This is a genomic window from Asaia sp. HumB (assembly GCF_030263835.1).
Taxonomy (GTDB): domain Bacteria; phylum Pseudomonadota; class Alphaproteobacteria; order Acetobacterales; family Acetobacteraceae; genus Asaia; species Asaia bogorensis.
In genome coordinates, this window is record NZ_JARPML010000001.1 from 19,986 (window position 1) to 37,573 (window position 17,588).

At 58.6% G+C, this 17,588-nt stretch carries 20 protein-coding genes; 11 read left to right on the plus strand and 9 right to left on the minus strand.

Annotated features, from left to right (window positions below; translation table 11 throughout):
* Window positions 1–66: 66 nt before the first annotated feature.
* The 8 genes from P5689_RS00170 (at window position 67) to P5689_RS00205 (ending at window position 3,436) form a co-directional block, all read left to right on the plus strand.
* A complete protein-coding gene (locus P5689_RS00170) occupies window positions 67–276 on the plus strand; it encodes a hypothetical protein (protein ID WP_285531591.1) in 210 nt (69 codons plus the stop codon).
* Window positions 276–482: a hypothetical protein gene (locus P5689_RS00175; protein WP_285531593.1), complete on the plus strand. Its 207-nt coding sequence runs from the start codon at window positions 276–278 to the stop codon at window positions 480–482. The genes P5689_RS00170 and P5689_RS00175 overlap by 1 nt, the downstream gene beginning before the upstream one ends.
* Window positions 479–655, plus strand: coding sequence for a hypothetical protein (locus P5689_RS00180; protein WP_285531594.1), 177 nt, complete (start codon window positions 479–481; stop codon window positions 653–655). Before P5689_RS00175 ends, P5689_RS00180 begins: the two co-directional genes overlap by 4 nt.
* Complete coding sequence (locus P5689_RS00185) at window positions 652–1,002, plus strand: hypothetical protein (protein ID WP_285531596.1); 351 nt, start codon at window positions 652–654, stop codon at window positions 1,000–1,002. The genes P5689_RS00180 and P5689_RS00185 overlap by 4 nt, the downstream gene beginning before the upstream one ends.
* Window positions 999–1,682 carry a lambda exonuclease family protein gene (locus tag P5689_RS00190; protein WP_285531597.1) on the plus strand — a complete coding sequence of 228 codons (684 nt, stop codon included), beginning with the start codon at window positions 999–1,001 and terminating at the stop codon, window positions 1,680–1,682. The genes P5689_RS00185 and P5689_RS00190 overlap by 4 nt, the downstream gene beginning before the upstream one ends.
* Window positions 1,682–2,323, plus strand: a complete 642-nt coding sequence (locus P5689_RS00195; RefSeq protein ID WP_285531599.1) for a hypothetical protein — start codon at window positions 1,682–1,684, stop codon at window positions 2,321–2,323. The genes P5689_RS00190 and P5689_RS00195 overlap by 1 nt, the downstream gene beginning before the upstream one ends.
* Before the next feature lie 136 nt (window positions 2,324–2,459).
* The gene (locus P5689_RS00200) at window positions 2,460–2,780 is read left to right on the plus strand and encodes a MazG nucleotide pyrophosphohydrolase domain-containing protein (protein ID WP_285531601.1); all 321 of its coding nucleotides are present in this window, start codon (window positions 2,460–2,462) and stop codon (window positions 2,778–2,780) included.
* Window positions 2,777–3,436 (plus strand): hypothetical protein, encoded by a 660-nt coding sequence (locus P5689_RS00205; RefSeq protein WP_285531603.1) that lies wholly within the window; start codon window positions 2,777–2,779, stop codon window positions 3,434–3,436. Before P5689_RS00200 ends, P5689_RS00205 begins: the two co-directional genes overlap by 4 nt.
* A gap of 40 nt (window positions 3,437–3,476) precedes the next feature.
* Here the strand turns inward: P5689_RS00205 and P5689_RS00210 are convergent, their stop codons facing one another.
* Window positions 3,477–3,647, minus strand: coding sequence for a hypothetical protein (locus tag P5689_RS00210; protein ID WP_285531604.1), 171 nt, complete (start codon window positions 3,645–3,647; stop codon window positions 3,477–3,479).
* On the opposite strand from P5689_RS00210, the gene P5689_RS00215 reads away from it, so the two are divergent.
* The 3 genes from P5689_RS00215 to P5689_RS00225 all read left to right on the plus strand — a co-directional run bounded on the left by P5689_RS00215 (window position 3,646) and on the right by P5689_RS00225 (window position 5,998).
* Entirely contained in the window at window positions 3,646–3,903 is a 258-nt protein-coding gene (locus tag P5689_RS00215) for a helix-turn-helix transcriptional regulator (RefSeq protein WP_285531606.1), read from the plus strand. The genes P5689_RS00210 and P5689_RS00215 overlap by 2 nt on opposite strands.
* 186 nt (window positions 3,904–4,089) lie before the next feature.
* Entirely contained in the window at window positions 4,090–5,262 is a 1,173-nt protein-coding gene (locus P5689_RS00220) for a site-specific integrase (protein ID WP_285531607.1), read from the plus strand.
* 529 nt (window positions 5,263–5,791) lie between these two features.
* The gene (locus P5689_RS00225) at window positions 5,792–5,998 is read left to right on the plus strand and encodes a hypothetical protein (RefSeq protein ID WP_285531608.1); all 207 of its coding nucleotides are present in this window, start codon (window positions 5,792–5,794) and stop codon (window positions 5,996–5,998) included.
* 1,226 nt (window positions 5,999–7,224) lie between these two features.
* Here P5689_RS00225 and P5689_RS00230 read toward each other — a convergent pair.
* From P5689_RS00230 to P5689_RS00265, 8 genes are all read right to left on the minus strand, one after another.
* Complete coding sequence (locus tag P5689_RS00230) at window positions 7,225–7,494, minus strand: hypothetical protein (RefSeq protein WP_285531609.1); 270 nt, start codon at window positions 7,492–7,494, stop codon at window positions 7,225–7,227.
* Window positions 7,495–7,648: 154 nt separating this feature from the next.
* Window positions 7,649–8,575, minus strand: a complete 927-nt coding sequence (locus P5689_RS00235) for a hypothetical protein (protein WP_285531610.1) — start codon at window positions 8,573–8,575, stop codon at window positions 7,649–7,651.
* Complete coding sequence (locus P5689_RS00240) at window positions 8,572–9,090, minus strand: hypothetical protein (RefSeq protein ID WP_285531611.1); 519 nt, start codon at window positions 9,088–9,090, stop codon at window positions 8,572–8,574. The genes P5689_RS00235 and P5689_RS00240 overlap by 4 nt, the downstream gene beginning before the upstream one ends.
* A 422-nt stretch (window positions 9,091–9,512) precedes the next feature.
* Window positions 9,513–12,026, minus strand: coding sequence for a TonB-dependent receptor domain-containing protein (locus tag P5689_RS00245; RefSeq protein ID WP_285531612.1), 2,514 nt, complete (start codon window positions 12,024–12,026; stop codon window positions 9,513–9,515).
* A gap of 444 nt (window positions 12,027–12,470) precedes the next feature.
* Window positions 12,471–14,216: a YbaL family putative K(+) efflux transporter gene (ybaL, locus tag P5689_RS00250; protein WP_285531614.1), complete on the minus strand. Its 1,746-nt coding sequence runs from the start codon at window positions 14,214–14,216 to the stop codon at window positions 12,471–12,473.
* 352 nt (window positions 14,217–14,568) lie between these two features.
* On the minus strand, window positions 14,569–15,933 hold the full coding sequence (locus P5689_RS00255) for an 8-oxoguanine deaminase (protein ID WP_285531615.1): 1,365 nt from the start codon (window positions 15,931–15,933) through the stop codon (window positions 14,569–14,571).
* Between the two features lie 179 nt (window positions 15,934–16,112).
* A complete protein-coding gene (locus P5689_RS00260; RefSeq protein ID WP_285531616.1) occupies window positions 16,113–16,610 on the minus strand; it encodes a nucleoside deaminase in 498 nt (165 codons plus the stop codon).
* A 15-nt stretch (window positions 16,611–16,625) separates the two neighbouring features.
* Window positions 16,626–17,498, minus strand: a complete 873-nt coding sequence (locus tag P5689_RS00265; RefSeq protein WP_285531617.1) for an aromatic ring-hydroxylating dioxygenase subunit alpha — start codon at window positions 17,496–17,498, stop codon at window positions 16,626–16,628.
* Window positions 17,499–17,588 lie beyond the last annotated feature (90 nt).

A 17,588-nucleotide genomic window follows, 5' to 3' on the forward strand; every position in this document is an offset into this window, starting at 1 on the left:
GCATATCCAGACGGAATGCAGTTTCGGAGCAGCGATACACGCAGCCCGTATTATCGCCCGGGTGCGATGAGCAACTATCAGGCGGCAGTAAGCCAGGATGCGGAGATCGCCGAGGAAATCCGCGAACTGATCACGCGCACAGAGCAGCAGGTGAACGCTAAGCTGTCCCGCGTGAATGACCGGGGCGCGTTCGATACGGACGAACTTGATTGCCTGTTTTGCCGGCTGGGCGAGGCGCTGCCGAACCGTGCTGTGCTTGAGCAGAGGGCAGGGTGATGAAGCACGAACGCATCACCGTCTGGCAGGACGACATCGTTCTGCCGCTCGACCTGCTCAAAGGCGCTCGCGAAGTTCTGGCGCGCGCTGCCGATCGCCTCGAAGCCCTCGCCAAGGACGACCAGGACTGGGAGGTTCTGCGCGAACTGGACGAGCAGAAGTTCATGCTTGGCAAGCGCTGCGACGAACGGGAGTCCGCACAATGACGCCCGCAGAGCAGAAAGCCGAGCACGCAGAAATGGCGCTCGCATACCTCCGCAACGCGGCATGGGGCCTGAACCGCACACCGCACGCAACCCGCCTGATTGGCGACTGGGAGCGCGTGAAGCGCGGCATGACGACGCTGGTCATCCCAGCGATGAAGGAGACATGCTCATGAGCGGGAAATGGGCGCCGGGGCCTTGGAAGGTCGCCCTGACAAACCCACGCTGGATCATGAACAGAAACAATATCATCGCTGAGATTGAGGACGAAATACGCGGGCGACATGCGAAGGAGCAAATGGCTGCGAACGCCCGCCTGATCGCCGCCGCGCCGGAACTGGCCGAGGCGTTGGAGGATTTGGTCTCAGAGTTTGGATGCACTCTCGAACTACTGGATCGAAACGGCCCCAGTCTGACATGCGCGGACGGTGAATTCATCCACGCTAGCGCCTTCTATGATCGTCGTGAAGCACTTGACCGCGCCCGCGCCGCGCTCGCCAAGGCGAAGGGAGAGGGGGCGTGAAAATCTATCGCGACCTTGAGCAAGGATCGGACGAGTGGTTGCAGGCTCGTTGCGGCATCATCACGGCCAGTATGATCGGCAAGATACTGACAAGCACAGGCAAGGCGGCAAAGAACGATCATTCGCGCCGCGTTGTCTCTGACCTTCTGGCCCAGCGCATAACTGGCCTGGCTGATCCTTCCGTATCGAGCCGTACGCTTGAACGCGGCCACGAGGATGAGATGGAAGCCAAGCTGAAATACTCGCAGGAGATCGCGCCGGTCGAGGAAGTCGGTTTCATCACCGAGGATTTCGGCGGTGTGGTCATCGGGTATTCGCCGGATGGCCTCGTAGGCGATGACGGGCTGATCGAGTGCAAGTCGCGTCTGTCCGGGCTGCAACTCAAGACGATCATCAGCTTGGAAGTCCCGAGCGAATACATGGCCCAGATCCAGACCGGTCTCATGGTCACGGGGCGTAAGTGGCTCGATTTCATCAGCTACCCGGCCATGGGTGGGGGCAAGATGATGGTCATGCGCGTCTATCCAGACCCAGAATTTCAGGCGGTCTTACTCGATGCAGCACGCGAGGCAGAGACGGAGATCCGTCGCCAGCACGTCGAATACGAGAACGCCATCAAATCAAACAAGGCGCGGTTCTTCGACACCGAGCGCCGCGAAGAATTGGAGATCATTCTATAATGGTCGATCTATCGAAAACCATCATCGCGAACAGCGATCAACTCAACGCGGATGACCTTGCTGGCGGCCCGATGACACTTGTGATCACCGAGGTGCGGGGCGGGTCATCAGATCAGCCGGTTCTGATTTTCTATCAGGGCAGTGGCAAGAAATCATTCCGTCCGTGCAAGTCCATGAGGCGCGTTCTGGCTGGCGTCTGGGGCAATGACGGTAAGACTTATGTGGGCAAGAGCCTCGTCGTATTCCGCGATCAGACCGTCACCTATGGCAAGGAAGCTGTCGGCGGTGTCCGCATCAGCCACATGTCGCACATTGAGCGAGATGCTCAGGTCTCACTTATCGTCAAGCAAGGCAGGCGGGGGCTCTATACGGTCAAGCCGCTAAAGATCGAAGTGCAAACCCAGGCAGACACCAAGGCGCATACAATCCAGGAGAAATACGCGTATTTCCTGCGCAAGGCAGAAAAGCCAGAGCAGGTCATCTCGGTTCGCGGAAAATGGAACGATTACGTCGCGCAGGCAGATGAGAACGGCAACCCGATCCCTGACGACCTACAAAACGAAGTCGCCGAGATGATCCAGACGCGGCTCGACGAACTGGCCGCGAATTATGCCGGCCAATCTGACCCGATGCCCGCATGACGCACCCCGGCGACGAGGAGATAGCGGACCGCCTGACGAGAGAGCAGGCGGCACAGGATGCAATTCGCGCCCGGATAGCGGCGCAGGGACAAGCGCAGGAGGCCGTGAAGGGCCGGAGCGCAGGGGAGAGACGGGGATGAGTGACGTATACGAGCCGTTCTCAAACGGACTGAGCGATGCTGAAGCAGAACGCTTGGCAATACTGGCGGAAGAATGCGGAGAAGTCATCCAGGCCGTAGGGAAGATACTACGTCATGGATACGAGGGGCGGCACCCCAAAGCAGAAGCCAACATAACCAACCGGAACAGCCTCGAAATGGAGATGGGCGACGTGCTGGCAGCATACACGCTCATGGTCAGATCCGGGGATCTCCATGCCAGCCATGTGTCCGTATCTCAGGAGCACAAATCCCGGGCTTTGATACGGTGGACACACCATCAGGAGTTCACCCCATGACCCACGAACAGAAGCCGGAGAGCGCGGAGTTTCGGACGCGGGGAGAGCAGATTGATGCTTTGGCGAAAGAGATTGGACCGGAACATATTTTCTACATGCTCGCCGCATCTCGCCGACAAGAAATAACCGAAAGAGCATCTTCCCACATTGCCGAAGCCGAAGCCCGAGGCGCGGCAGAGCAGCGCCGGAAGTATGCGGAGAGGGCGGAGCCCGTAAAGTGGCAGAGGCAAAACCCTGGCCACGGCTGGATTGACACAGCAGAGGAAGATTTGCCGTTTTACAAAGAGCGCGGCTTCCCGGTCAGGCCCCTTTACGACCGCCCCGCCAACGTCGCTACAGGGCTCGATATCTCGGCCATAATCAGGGCAGTATGCGAGCTTCCCGACCGCTCATCTCCTGAAGATCAGCCTGACATGGTGCTGGTTACGCCGGATGAATTGCGCCTGATCCTCGAAACCGCACAGCCTGCCAACGTCACCGCGCTTGAGGACCGGGTGAAAGAGTTGGAGGGGGCGCTATCGTATCTGGAAGACGAGGCGCTGCGCTTTGCAGATATGTACCCGCAGAGCAGCGATATGCGGAACTCCTTTGGAGTGTTCGCTAGCAAGATCAAGGCTCATGCCGCAGCCATCCGCGAGGGAGGCGAGCATGGGTGACATTGTGCCAATTGGAAGCGCCCTATCATTCTCGCGTGGATCAGTTGTCCGACAAGCCGGACGAGGCATGAATATGCTTGTCGTGCGAGACCTTGGCGAGACGGTCGCGGTGGTTCGCGTCGAGGGAGATGAGGCCGGGACATTGCGACTGCGTGAGGTCAGTAAAGCCGGGCTGTCTGTTGCTCTCGATATAGATCAGGAGACGCCCCATGACTGACCCCACCCCCTTCAACCGCCTCCTGGGCGAGCGGGTGCGGCGGATGATCGTCGCACAAGGCCGGTCTCAGGAGAGCGTAGCCGTCGAGACAGGGATTTCCACGAGCACGCTGGGCTTTCTGATCAAGGGCCAGAACAGCACGATCAACACGGTCCTGAGCGTCTTGGCCGCGCTCAAGGCCCCGCCCGAGGTCATGGCCGCGATCTATGCTGACTTTGTGGAGCATTGGATGGAGAGGGCGGATGGGTGAGGGATTGCCAGAAGTGTTGGTCGTGCGGGATGTTCTTGCGCGCCTGAAGGGCCGGATCGGGCGATGCAAGCTCATGGAGCACCTACGGGATACGCCTGAATTCGCAGGCGGTCCCACGCATCGAAGATGGCCGGGCCGGATCGTGTTTCTGCCCGATGATATCAACCGCCTTTTGCTGAGTCTGGAATGTCCCTCAAAGTCGTCTCACGCGCCGGTACGGACCGGCTCTACCTGCGCGGAACCGTCCGAGGACAAAGCGTTTTCGAGAGCGCAGGCACTTCTGACCCCCAAAAAGCCGAAGCATACCGGGCCAAACGCGAAGCGGAACTCTGGACGGAAAGCGTCTATGGCAAACGTGCAGTCGTCACGTTCGCCCATGCCCTAACGGCTTATCTCGAAGCTGAGGAACGATCTGAGACCACGAAAGCCCATTTGAGGCGCCTGCTCGATCACTTCGGGACGACGCGCCTGAGCGACATCAATCAGGCCGCTGTCGATAAGGCGTATGGTCGCATCCTGACTTCGGGACGGGGTGCGAGCCCGGCGACAAAGCTGCGCGGCGTCCTGACCCCTCTCAAAGCCGTGCTGGAGTTTGCCGCTCGACGGCAATGGTGCGAACGTCCGGCGTTTGAACGCCCGAAAGTCGCAGCGTCTCGCACGATCTATCTGCGTCCGGCTGAAGTCGATGCGCTAATCGATGCGGCAGCCGATCACCTAAAGCCACTCTTGATCTTCCTGGCAGGTACGGGCGTCCGCATGTCCGAGGCGCTGGATCTGGAATGGCGCCACGTTGACCTCAAGGGATCTCGTGCGGTGGTCTGGCAGAAGCAGGGCACGGAACGACACGTTGATCTCCCTACGGTCGTGGTGGCGGCATTGGATGCGCTCGAGCATCGTGATGGCCATGTGTTCCGCCCGGTGCGTGCCAAGCGCCCTGCTGGAGCGCGTTCGGGCAAGGAAGTAGGGGAGCGGTATCACAACAACGGGCGCACGAGTGGCGGCCAGATCAAGAACGGATGGGCCCGAGCCTGCCGTGATGCTGAATTGCCCGGCCACTGGCGCGAGTGGATACCGAAGGGCACGAACCAGACAAAGCGGGTCTGGGTGCCAGAGGTGACGCCACACGATCTGCGGCACACCTGGGCGACGTGGCATTACTGCCTGCATCGTGACTTATTGGCATTAAGGGAGGATGGGGGATGGAGCACGATCACAATGGTGACGCGCTACGCCAAGAAGATGCCGGACGCCTATGCGCCGGAAATCAGGGCATGGCTGGACGGAAAAACGCAGGGTGTGCAAAATCCGTGCAGCGATAATCTGGACAACGAGAAAGTGGCAGTATTCCGCCGTTTTTGACTGGTCGGTTTCGGCCTTCACACGGCAGGGGTCACAGGTTCAATCCCTGTCGCACCCACCATCCTCACCCGCAGAAAACTTCCGTTTTTTGAAGACTGATCCGTCCGGGCCTGCGTCCGTTCAGGTACATTCCGGTACGTTTTGAGCCGAGTCATATCGTGTCAAGCTGTGCCAGATCCGTGCCACTTTTCGCGAGTCGTTTCCCCTTGTACCGACCCGCAAGATCGTGCGATTCTGCAAGGGCTGCGGCGGCGTGGATGGACACGCTTTGAATTCAATGCGAGAGGGCTGGTTTGCAAGCCAGCGTCATGCCCACTCCTAGGAAACAATATCAAAGGGTTTCGTCGGCAGCCGGTATCAAGCCCGGCACGCAGCGATCATTGTGGTGGTGATAGGCAGGGGCGGCTTTCGGGCCGGCCTTTGCTTGCGCGGGCGGTTTTAATTAACTCTCGCGTATGTTCGCGTTCTGTTCTCTCTCATGTTAGACCTGACCCCAGCCTCCGAAGGAGACGTAACGTTCGCCATCCGGATGTCGATCTCGCTCGACTATCGGGGCAAGCCGAGGCGCGTGAACGCGAAGATGACCGGGGCGGAGATGGACACGCTGGCCCAGAAGATCACCGAGCAGTTGAAGCGCTCGAACATGTGGCCGCATCGAGGGTCAGGCGCACCCGCGCGTCAGGCGCCGGATTACTCGGTGGCTTGGCGTAAGCCTGACGCCGAAGGCGATTCGTAGCGAAATCCCGTGCCGCTATAGGAAACACGAGGTTATAAAGGCGAAAATTCCGGGGCTCAGAACACCAAGTTCTCCAAGGGCTTCTCGCTCTGTCAACACCATATGTAGTGTCAGAGTTGAAATTTAACCCGATATATTGCTTGTCGCGATATGTGGCGACGCTGCATAAAAGTCTGGACATCAATACTCCGCAGTATGACCAGGCGGCAACTTGATCACACTGCGATTTGTATTGAGCACCTGATGCAAGCAGGTGGCTACTTGCTGACAGAAATTGGAAGTCAAGTCCTACAGACGGAGCTTCTAACTTCTAAGCGGGTCGTGTCAAGCTTAACGATTCTGTTTAAGGTTTTTGATATGATCAAGCGTTCTCCTCCGCCTCCAGGGTACCGTTATGTCTACCGCCCGTGGCGACGCTGTAAGCAAACCGGGCGCAAACTTTATGCGCGGAGCTATGGCTTGCGAGCTTGGCCGATATTGGTACCTGAATAATTCAGGTCAGGTGGCGGGATAGACCTCGCCACCTGCATGCTTTCGAGTGTTTATGTCCCAATGTCCCGCATAGATTGATGGATGTCTCTGGAACAAGCGACGTCTCTTCGGACTTGGCCGCTAACTTATTCCTTACAAGCCCGCACCCGGTCGCACCGCCCGATATAGTCGCCGTTTCCGGCTCCGTACTGGCCTTGATCTCCGCGGCAGGTGCCGCCTGTTCGGCCTTGCTATGGGGCACGAGGGTAGGGTAGGGCAAATACTGCGCCGACGAGCAGGCGAAGAGGCCCGAGAGCGACCTACCTCACGCCGTGCCATCCTCGAGCCGCTACAACACGGTATCTTCGGTTGCTGGCTTGTCGGCCTGAGCCTGAGACATGGACTGCGCTCTATGCGCCATTGTATCGGTCTGCTTCTTGCCCGCCTCGGACGTGCTAAGAGACGCAACGTTCTCCCCCGCTCAGTCAGCTACCAAATCAAGGCACCTAGGGCCGCGACGATGAACGCCGCAGCACCGGCAAAAAGATCAACACTCATGTGGTCTGTGCTGCGGCGCTGCTCTTGCCCTTGAAGGTGGCAACGAGCGTCTTGATGTCGGTTTCGAGCTTGTCGGCATCGTCCTTGATCGCGCTGATCGCGTCGAGAATGGCAGCAAGAGCCTTGATCGAGTTCTCAAGTGACGGGATGATCAGGTCACAGGCCTCGCCATTAATGGCTACGACGATCCATCAGCTTCAGGCCTGCGGCACAGCGATACCCGAGCGCCAGAGCAGGTCGCGCAGTAGAGCGTTCTGCTGGCGCAGTTCTTCGATCAGGTGGAGGTTTTCTTCTTCGCGTTGTTCGAGCTTGTCCACGCGGGCGTTCAGGCGAGCAAGATCTTCGCGTTGAGAAGCGATGGTGCTGCGAGCATTGGAGGCCCCAAACCCGATAAGCCATCTTATTGTAAAGAGAATCCCCCCAACGACGGCGACCCACCATGGTTGGGGTTGATAGGCCTCATTCATGAGGGAGTATCCATTGTTGAGGGCAGGCCGCTCGTTCCGCAAGGCTCAGCTTGTGTTGACGCGAATGAGAGGCGTACGAATTGAGAGCCGGGGAGCGACGGAACGGACGCGCTGTGACTGAGAGGCTCAACCAGCCGGTTTGCCGCCATCGTAATCAGATTGGAGACCCCAACCCAACCCATCGCCATGCTCCCAGAGCATATACGGCAAGATTACCCTTGTTCTGATTGTTGGCATCCCAGTAGCAGGCCAGCGCCATGCCCGAAGGGGTAGGGAGTGCTCGAAGTTCGGCCTGCGTGTAGCATGTCGGGAGATAGTAGCCGCCCTTGATGGCGCCGCTTACACTCCCCCCAATGACGGGCAGATAGGTGCGGGCCGCTTCGTCCTTATCGAGTTTTGGGGCGATCGCAGCTGAGACAGAAGCAGGCGTTGCGTAGCTGTGCGAGGCGGAATCGGTCGTGAGATACGCGCTCAAGGTGTTCGAAAGGCTCGACTTGCTCACGCTCGACCCTTGAAGCGCGGTGATCTGATCGGCTTGGCTGTTTTCAACCTGGGTTGCACGTGCCTGTTCACCAGCGACGGCTGAGGATAGCGCGGTGGCCGTCGCGTAGCGTGAGTCAGCATCTCTCGTCATCAGATATCCAGACAGGATGCCGGACAAGCTCTCGGCGCTGACAGATTTCGCCTGCATGTCTGAAATACGATTGCCTAAAGCCTGTTCGGTGACGCTTGCCCGGTCGCTCTCGGTCTTCACCGCCTCAGCGATGGCGGAGGACGATGCATAACGTGAGGCGGCCTGCGACACAGTGAGATAGGGCGAGAGTGCCACGCCGAGATCGGCCTTGCTGACAGATTGCAGAGCCAGGCTGTCCAGAGCCTTCTGGTTCTGGGCAATCGCATTGTTCATCGTTCTGAGCGTTACGGCGGGTGTGCCATCAGCCAGGCGTTCCGTGCCAATGGCGGTGTCGGGGGACAGGCCATTCGGCGCGATGAATGGAGGTGCCGCAAGACATGCTTCGCCCCAGAATGCGACGCTTAGGGCAAGAGCGACGTGCGCGGTTTTATTGATCTTGCGTGTCATGCCGGGTCTCCTATGCGTGTGGGGATACCTGCGTTGTTGAACCATCCTCCCGCGCCAGTATCGGGCTCGGTAGGGAGGGCCTTCAGCCAGGCATCCATCGTGTTATCGGTCACGACAGGGAACTGTGCGCCGGGTGCAGGCGGCGCACTTGCCGGGAAAAGAGAGGGGCGGGTGCTGACGCATATCTTGGCCTCCACCTGCAGGCTCGCACCAAGGCTGGTCAGGGCGCATACCGTCACAGTTTGCAGGCCCGGCATGGTCCATTGCAGCCAGGCCGTCGCGATTGTTCCAAACAGGTTTGTCCAGGCCTGTTGCGCCGAGGCTCCGCCATCAAAGCGAAATGAGGAGATGAACTCTCCCGGGGCCAGAAGAGCATCGAGATCGATACTGTAGTCTCCCCCGCCATTGAGGGCCGAGGGTGGCCAGACAAGCTCCGGGTGAGATTTTGGATAGCAGCCCTGACCTGCAGGCTCCCTCACGGGGCGCAGGATATTGGCGCTAGGACGCCACGTCATGAATGTACTCCTGGAGGAATTATACAAAACAGCGGTCATGCTGGCGCAGAGCCTCGTATGGCTCGACACCTGGTGATTTGAGGCATGATCAGGTTTTTTGCGGGTGCATCCCGGTTGCCGCGGCCTTATAGGCGCATCCACGCGGGAAAGGGCATCTCGCGCGCGTTTGCGGATAGCGCGACAGAGAAGCGATGAAAGTAATTGGAATATATTTCGGGTTCAGGCCCGATGCTCGTCAGTGCTGAGCTGTGCTGGTCAGATTCTGGGTGTCCAGATAGTAGCAGTATTGGGTTCAGATAGCATAAATATCTGAAAAAATCTACTTTAGAGAAGCCGTCTGTCTCTCAAGCGATCCCGCTACGGCATGCGTAGTGATATGATACACAGGGCGGCGTGCCCGAGAAGCACGCCGCATGATGGTTTCAGAATTCGCTGGATAGCGTTGCCAGTGCGGCGAAAGGCGAAGCGATCTTGTAAGTCGGCGTCGACCCCGCAATCGTCTTGCCAAAGACACCCGTGGTCGGGTTGGCATTGGCCTGAGGCGACTGGATCCAGTTCAGATAACGGTTGTCGCTGATATTCTGCAGGTTGAGACGCAGGACCGGACTTTTGAAGATGCTGACTTTCGGCAGGCGGTAGCCGAGGCCGATATTCATGCGGACATAACCCGGGATGCTCTGATCATTCATGAATGTCGCGTATTGGCGTCCAATATATTTGAGATTGAAATTCGCGAAGCGGGTGCCATCGTCGTAATCGAGCCCGAACCCGACCTGCCATGCTGGCGCCTGCGGTGCCTTTTTGCCTGCGCTGCGTACGTAATCGGCACCTGTTCCCGAACCGGCAGGCACATTGCTGTCGGTCACAGCATGCAGATATTCAACCGACAGGTAAGGACGGATGTTATGCATCGGCCGCGTGCCGATTTCCGCATCGAAGCCATCCGAATGCATACCGCCCGCATTGATATTGGTCGAGTAAAACGCGCCTGAGGCGGGGTCCTGGATGGACTGTGTATAGAGGCGGTTCGTAAAATTGTAATGGAAATAGGTGATCGAGGACGAAATGATGTCATCCTGATAGCGCCAGCCCGCCTCCTCGGAGATCGAGATTTCCGCTTTCTGGTCCGGGTTGGCCAGGGTCGAATACAGGCCTGTTTTTTGATTGAAACTCCCTGCATCGTAGAGCGCGTAATTCTGCGGCATGCGGAAATTGGTGGAGACCGAAACAAAGACCTGGTTGTGCCGGTCGATCTTGTACCGGATTGCCGCTGTCGGGAGCGCCTGGTTGTAGTCTGTCGTGACGTATTTGCTGCGTACATCCGGCAGGTAATTCGTCCCCGAGCGCTTGACGATGGAGTATTTCAGGCCCGCATCAATCGTGAGTTTGCCACGCAGCAGCGACAAGCTATCGCCGATGAACGGCGTGTGCACCTGCGTCTGCGTCAGCGTATTGCGATACTGTGCCTTGGCACCGTTGCTCAGCACTACGTTGTTTTCGTCACCCCACTGGCTGAGCGGTGTACCGTCGGCGCCGACAAAGCTGTAGGGAGCTGTCTGACGCTGCTTGGCATATTCAAACCAGTAGCCAATCATCAGGCGGTTGATGCCAGTGGTCAGGGTGAGTTTGGTGGTGGCACCCGGACGATAGGTTTCGGTAAGCGAGGGATTATAGAGAACCTGCATCCCCTTGCCGACGCCATTGACCGTACCAGCCAATGTCTGCTTGCCATAAACGAATTTAGACATATCCGTGTATTGGGCGCCGCCACCATTACCATAGCCGTACCAGAAATAGGGCGTCTCGGTCAGAACGAGGTGATCGCTGAGATGGAAGGTCGAGGGCATGGAGGCGTAGATATTGGTGAAGGGGTTCGGGCGGGTCTTGTAGTAATTGGACGAGCCAGCCTTCGCCGGAGCGTAGTAATTGGCCTCATAAACCGTGTTTGGCGGGTCGGACGGGCCGAGGCCGCTTCCACCCACCGGGTTGGTAAAGCCTGTGCCCCACTTGTCCCAGCTCGCCTTGGTGACGTTGGGATAGGCATTGTTCTGGATGTTATTGCCCACCACAGCCAGGGAGACCCGGTTTCCGTCGCCCCAGTCATTCACGATCTTCATCTCGCCATGCTTCTTGTTGTCCCAGCCAGGGCCACGCCAATGATCCTGACGCCCCTGAGAGTAGGAGAAGTAGGAGCGCAGATTGGTGTTGCCGATCTTGCCGGTATCAAAACGTAGGAAGCCGCGTGTGGCATTGAACGAGCCATAGGTCACATCGACCATGCCGCCCATCTTGTTCTTCGGGTCGATCATGTACATGTCGACCACACCGCCCGAGGCACTGATATGAGGGCTGTCGAGGTCTGCAGAGCCCTGAGCAAGGCGCACAGTTTTTAGGTTTTCCGCATCAACAATTTCCTGCGGATAGACAGCAAAATTGCCGATATCGTTGATAGGGAACCCTTCAAGGGTAAAGCCCATCTGGGATTCGGTCAGGCCTCGTACGGAGAGGTTGCCGCCCGTCATGCCCAACGGGTCGGTATCGGACACATTGGCGCCCGGCAGCAGGGCGATAAGCTGCATCGGGTTCAACGCGGGATTCTGTTTGGCAATGAAGTCGCGCGTTACGGCCGAAACCGATTTCGGGCTGTCTGAAGGCGTCATCAGACCGCCGCCAAAGGCGCGACGGGTAACACCATCCCCATAATTATGCCCGGTTACTTCAATGCGCTCGTCGGTCGGCGAGGTTGCGCCAAGCATGGAAGGGGCAGAGGCATCACTGGTGACAGATCGTCCATTGGGGCGGCTGCTCTGAGCGGCAGCTTTTCCGTGCGAGGTGTCTGAGTTGAGATGGGTGTCTGCCGACTTGGCGTTGGCAGCTGATAGAGTCAGCGCTACGAGCGCGGTTGTGCCGAACAAGAGGGCCGTGCGTGAAAACATGATGTCGATCTTCCGTGCCGGGGGGCGGCTTCAGTATCACTATGTAACGTTACGGCTTGCAGCTGCGCCTCGAGGCGCCGGAAGGTGGCGCTGCGAGGAGCATCTGAAAAACCGCAACATCTTGCAGGGCCTCGTTTAAAAGAAAATTTATGACAGTGATGTGAAATGGAACGACAGCGAATTATGATCCTGTCCACTATGTCAGAAAAGCCACAATTGATACTTTTCGACATAATTGAGAGGAGGGCAACGGCCTCGCGATGCCCGAGAAGCGCGACGCTACGTTGTCATCACACACCTGCGTGGACGTCACCACGCGGGAGCGTCACAAGGGGGGATACCCTGCGGATCACTCTTGGGGGGCGATCAAACCTGCCGCCTGTGTGTAGGGCGGCGGGATGATCCATTTCAGGCGCTGAAACCGAAGCGCTCCCGCCTGAGGGATCAGGCCGGGAGCGGTTCGATGCCTTCCTCGGTACCGGGGTCGGTCAATGGGGGGCGGGCATCGAATGGCAGGTCGTCCATCGTCATGGCCAGCATGGCGAGGGCCATCTCACGCTCACCCATGATCACGTGATCAGCGCCGAGCTCTTTCAGATGGTCTACGGCGCTGTCGAAATGAGCCCGTGCTACAATCCGTAGCCCGGGGTTCAGGGACCTGGCCTGAGCAATGATCTGGCCAGCTTCGAAGGGTTCGGGAATGGCCACCATCAACAGCCGTGCCTGTTCGAGGTTCATGGCTTTGATGACGCGAGACTCTGCCGCATTGGCAAGCATGAGTTCGACATCTGGCAGGGCGGCGAGGCTGTCGGGTATCTTTCCGGTTTCAACCACCAGAACCGGCCAGCCATTCTGGACAAGACCAGCGACAACCAAACGTCCCACTCGTCCGCACCCAACGACGACAGCATGCCCGACCAGGGCCGTCGGCGCCGGAGGCGGGAGCAGAATACCTCCCTCATCCTTCGCAGGTGTCTCTGGTGCAGGGCTGTGCCGCGTGATCCACGCTTCGATGCGCTGGGTCGCCATGAGGATAAACGGGTTGCTCAGAATCGACAGGATCGACGCGCCAAGGATCAGATCCTGCGCCTGACCGTCCAGAACCTTCATCTTCATACCTAGCGCGGCAAGGATAAAGGAGAATTCGCCGATTTGGGCAAGGCCGCTCGCGATGAAGAGCGTGGTATTCCAAGGCTGACGCAAGAGGCGAAGAATGGCGATGACGGCAAGGGGTGTGCCGACCAGGATAACCAGAAAGGTCAGGATGAGCGGGACAGGTTGCCGTATCAGCACGAGGGGGTTGAACAGCATCCCGACCGAGATGAAGAACAATACGGCGAAGGCATCTCGAAGGGGGAGGGTCTCGGCTGCAGCGCGATGGCTGAGTTCTGACTCGCTCAATACCATGCCGGCAACAAAGGCACCGAGGGCGAACGAAACGTCGAACCACTCAGTGGCGATGAAGGCCACACCCAGCGCCAGGGCAAGCAGTGCGAGACGGAACAGTTCACGCGATCCCGTATGGGCCACGTAGTGCAGTATGGCCGGGATGACCCGTCGCCCGATTACCAGCATCAGGGCCATGAACGCCGCGACCTTCCCCAGGGTCAGTGCGATCGCCACAGCAAGACCTGAGAGGCTGATACTGGAATTGCTTCCGCCGCTCATGATCGGCGCAAAAATCGGCAGGAGCACCAGAGCCAGAACGGTCACGAGATCCTGGATAATGAGCCATCCGACCGAGAGCCTGCCGCGCTCGGTCTCGATCAGGCGCTGTTCCTGAAGGGTTCGCAGCAAGACAACCGTACTGGCGACACTGAGCGCAATACCGAAGATCAGACAGGCACCAGGCGACATGCCAAGTGCCCAGGCCACGCCGGCACCGATCAGAATGGAAGCAGTGATCTGCAATAACGCGCCCGGGACGGCTATGGCTTTGACCGATATCAGGTCTTTCAGGGAGAAATGAAGCCCGACGCCGAACATGAGCAGAATGATGCCAATTTCGGAAAGCTCGGCAGCGAGGGGCTGATCAGCGACGAAACCCGGTGTGAAGGGCCCTACGGCGATACCCGCAAGGAGATACCCCACCAATGGGGATATCCGGATACGCTGAGCAATTGTGCCGAGGATGAACGCAAGCCCGAGACCAATGACGAGGATACCAATCAGGGGCGTGTCGTGATTCATCGTAACTCGAAATCCTGAACATGGAGACAAGATAAAGATATATAAACGATACAGAAATAAGCTGGCCAGTTTCGCAATGTGTCACACGACCAATCTAAAGCAGGATGAGGGCTTCGTGACGTGTAATCCGTTGGAAGATCACGATATATGCCCGGTGCAAGGCAAACGTAACTGACAGGCCCCCCTCGCTTGTGATGCTTTCATCTTGCCGACTATTGTGGGTTCGCTCAACGATGACTGACACAGCGCAGTTGCCATAACACTCTGTGTCTCACCACAAGTTGTGGTCGGATACCCCTCCCGGCGCGACCTGACGCTTCCGCCATCATGTCGCGCCGACAGACATGGCTGTTCAGTCGAGTTTTTGCATCCGCCGCGCAGCCCGCTCATGTTCACGAAGGATGATGTCGAGGCCTGACTGGCAAGGCTGACCATCTTCCACGAGGATCCGGCCATTGACGATGGTTGTCCATGCTGTTGCCGGAGCACAGCGTAAAAGCGCCTCAACCGGGTCGCTGAGTGCCCCGGCCCTTGAGAAGGGGGGCAGTTCCCATATCACCAGATCGGCGCACGCGCCCATGCGCAGATGGCCGATTTCATCTTCACGACCCAGACAGGCCGCGCCGCCACGGGTTGCCATATCCAGCGCATCACGGGCTGTCATACTATGGGGGCCATTGCGGTAACGCCCCAGAAGCAATGCCATACGCGCTTCGAGCCAGAGGGACGCATGATCGGTCGAGGCAGAGCCGTCGCAGCCGAGCCCGACTTTCATGCCACGGCGTCGCATGTCCATCGCATCCGCCGCGCCACCGCCGATCATCATGTTCGAGCAGGGGCATTGCGCCGTGCAGACACCCTTATGCGCCAGGCGATCGATCTCGTCACCACTGGGATAGATGTAATGCGCGACCCATGAGCGCTCGCTGGCCCAGCCGGAACGCTCGAAATATTCAGTTGGTGTGCAGCCATACACGGCCTGACAATATCGGTCCTCGTCGTGATCCTCGGCCAGATGGGTGTGCAGGCGCACATCGAGGCGCTCTGCCATGAGTGCGCTCTCTTTCATGATCGTCTCCGACACGCTGAACAGCGAGCAGGGTGCCAGGGCCACACGGATCATCGCGCCGGGGGTGGCGTCATGATAGGCGCTGATCAGGCGCTCGCTGTCAGACAGGATAACATCCTCGCTCTGCACCACGCTGTCCGGTGGCAGGCCCCCATCTTTTACTGAGCGCGTCATGGAGCCGCGCGTGGCATGAAAGCGAAAGCCGATATCCCTTGCAGCGCGGATCTGGGCATCGATCAGGCGAGGCCGGGGGTGGACGTAATGATGATCCATCGACGTCGTGCAGCCACCGAGCAGTAATTCCATCATGGCGACATAAGAGGAGAGATAGACATTCTCCTCATCAAGCGTGGCCCAGAGTGGGTAGAGGCCCTGCAGCCATTCGAACAATGTGCCATTCACCACAGGCGCGTAGGACCGCGTGAGGTTCTGGTACATATGGTGATGCGCATTCACCAGCCCAGGTGTGACAATCCGACCTGCCGCTGAGATCGTGCGGTCGGCTTCAGGTCTTGGGGTCGTCATGGAGCCAAAACCGCGGACCCGGCTATTTTCGAGATAAATCCAGCCATTCGCTATTTCATGGCCGCGATCGAGATAAAGATAGGCATCCGTGATCAGGATGGAGTGTGACGAGGCGAGAGGCATGGCAGGCTCCTGTGAGCATGGTGCCGCCGGTACTATGGGGCACCCGGTTGTGCCGCACTTGGGGCGCCCATCTCACGGGGTGTCTCCGTCAGATAGGCTCCCGTTGGCCCTGTTCCGGATTGGCGGCAATCCGGATCGTCATCTCGCTTGGAAGAACGGGCGTTGAGTTTATGGCGCCGTCAGGCGTGGTCCTTCCAGAAGCTGCGCTGCAACTCTGCGGCCTCATCCTCCAGCAATGGCCCCAGAACCTCCACCGGTGTCTGCCCTGCGGAGAAAACCACCCGGCAGGGCAGATCGAGCGTCGGATTTTCAGGGTGGGCGCCAGTCATGGCCTTGAGATGGGCCTCGGACTGCCCGTACACGACCCGACCGATCCCCGCCCAGTAGATGGCCCCGGCGCACATGGCACAGGGCTCGGCAGAACTGTACAGGGTGTAACCGCGCAATCTTGTTGCCCCGAATATCCGGCTCGCCCGGCTGGCGAGAAGACGTTCGGCATGAGCGGTCATGTCCTGTCCCTCGGTGCTGTAGCCATTGCCCTGTTCCATGACGATCTCGCCGGTCTCATCCACCAGCAGGGCGCCGAAGGGATGATCCCCCGCAAGGCGGGACCGGTTGGCGACCTCAAAAGCCTGACGCAGAAACGTCAGATCGATTTCGCTCGGGGAGTGGCTCATGGTCTTTTCCTTCGTTCAGGCAGCAGCTTTGGCGGCGCCCGCGCCAAATGTGACACCACGGGCCTTGAGCCAGCGGCGATAGGCCACCGAGGAACGGTCTGCCAGGGTAGGAATTTCGCTCGCGGCATCGAGCGGCATGGCAACCGGCCGCTGGCTTTCCAGAATGATGCGATCCTGCAAAAAGATCGTCTGCTGGAACTCTACCAGAGCATCAAGATCGGAGTGATCGTCGAGAAGAAACATGACCGGGTGAGCGCGGCATGTACCGGCCGTCATGGGCTGGACGAACAGCGCGATCACGTCCTTGCGTTGGGCATCACCGGGGCTGGTCTTGTACAGCAGCGTCGCGAACGGACCGGCAATACGGTAAAGGTAGTCGGTCATGATGCCGCCTTCGGCCGAGAGCGCGGCTTGGGGCTGGAAAAACCGGCAATCCGTCGCCCAGATTTCCTTGCCGTCATCGCGCGTTTCGACAGTGTAACGCTCGACCTCGGTATGCGGCTCTGCGCCAAGTATGTCGGTATGCACAAAGGGGAAATGTGCCATATCGAGGAAGTTCTCAACCACGCGTAGCCCGGAAGCATTGACGGCCACCGACCCGCAGCACACAAGTCGGCGGTCGGATTCATCGGCCTCATCGATACGGATCATGGCATCACGAAGAGAAGGATCCGTCGCGAGACTGGTCCAGACATAGCCGTAACGCTCGCAGCAGGGCAGGGCATGCGCGCCATGTGCGACCTCGACCGTACCATCCGCCATGCGGCGGAAACGAACGACGACACCGAGTAGCATGGTTTGCACCCAATCGTCAGACAAGGCCTCGATCATCCCGAGCGGATACCACTGGCTGAGTGAGACCGGATCCACATTTGCTGGTAAGGTCATCCTGACAGGTATCCTCGTCGTTGCGATAGCGGTTACATTAATAGTGGTCCTGCACTTGTCAAAAAAAATATTACTGGCAGGATCAGCTGG

What these genes read in the sequence shown, in the direction of transcription:
- P5689_RS00255 (WP_285531615.1), bottom strand. Translation starts at nt 15,933, where the DNA reads ATGCCTCTCGCCTCGTCACACTCCATCCTGATCACGGATGCCTATCTT.
- P5689_RS00240 (WP_285531611.1), bottom strand. Translation starts at nt 9,090, where the DNA reads ATGACGTGGCGTCCTAGCGCCAATATCCTGCGCCCCGTGAGGGAGCCT.
- P5689_RS00180 (WP_285531594.1), top strand. Translation starts at nt 479, where the DNA reads ATGACGCCCGCAGAGCAGAAAGCCGAGCACGCAGAAATGGCGCTCGCA.
- P5689_RS00265 (WP_285531617.1), bottom strand. Translation starts at nt 17,498, where the DNA reads ATGACCTTACCAGCAAATGTGGATCCGGTCTCACTCAGCCAGTGGTAT.
- P5689_RS00225 (WP_285531608.1), top strand. Translation starts at nt 5,792, where the DNA reads ATGTCGATCTCGCTCGACTATCGGGGCAAGCCGAGGCGCGTGAACGCG.
- P5689_RS00170 (WP_285531591.1), top strand. Translation starts at nt 67, where the DNA reads ATGAGCAACTATCAGGCGGCAGTAAGCCAGGATGCGGAGATCGCCGAG.
- P5689_RS00205 (WP_285531603.1), top strand. Translation starts at nt 2,777, where the DNA reads ATGACCCACGAACAGAAGCCGGAGAGCGCGGAGTTTCGGACGCGGGGA.
- P5689_RS00235 (WP_285531610.1), bottom strand. Translation starts at nt 8,575, where the DNA reads ATGACACGCAAGATCAATAAAACCGCGCACGTCGCTCTTGCCCTAAGC.
- P5689_RS00210 (WP_285531604.1), bottom strand. Translation starts at nt 3,647, where the DNA reads ATGGGGCGTCTCCTGATCTATATCGAGAGCAACAGACAGCCCGGCTTT.
- ybaL (WP_285531614.1), bottom strand. Translation starts at nt 14,216, where the DNA reads ATGAATCACGACACGCCCCTGATTGGTATCCTCGTCATTGGTCTCGGG.
- P5689_RS00175 (WP_285531593.1), top strand. Translation starts at nt 276, where the DNA reads ATGAAGCACGAACGCATCACCGTCTGGCAGGACGACATCGTTCTGCCG.
- P5689_RS00220 (WP_285531607.1), top strand. Translation starts at nt 4,090, where the DNA reads ATGTCCCTCAAAGTCGTCTCACGCGCCGGTACGGACCGGCTCTACCTG.
- P5689_RS00200 (WP_285531601.1), top strand. Translation starts at nt 2,460, where the DNA reads ATGAGTGACGTATACGAGCCGTTCTCAAACGGACTGAGCGATGCTGAA.
- P5689_RS00195 (WP_285531599.1), top strand. Translation starts at nt 1,682, where the DNA reads ATGGTCGATCTATCGAAAACCATCATCGCGAACAGCGATCAACTCAAC.
- P5689_RS00185 (WP_285531596.1), top strand. Translation starts at nt 652, where the DNA reads ATGAGCGGGAAATGGGCGCCGGGGCCTTGGAAGGTCGCCCTGACAAAC.
- P5689_RS00260 (WP_285531616.1), bottom strand. Translation starts at nt 16,610, where the DNA reads ATGAGCCACTCCCCGAGCGAAATCGATCTGACGTTTCTGCGTCAGGCT.
- P5689_RS00215 (WP_285531606.1), top strand. Translation starts at nt 3,646, where the DNA reads ATGACTGACCCCACCCCCTTCAACCGCCTCCTGGGCGAGCGGGTGCGG.
- P5689_RS00245 (WP_285531612.1), bottom strand. Translation starts at nt 12,026, where the DNA reads ATGTTTTCACGCACGGCCCTCTTGTTCGGCACAACCGCGCTCGTAGCG.
- P5689_RS00230 (WP_285531609.1), bottom strand. Translation starts at nt 7,494, where the DNA reads ATGAATGAGGCCTATCAACCCCAACCATGGTGGGTCGCCGTCGTTGGG.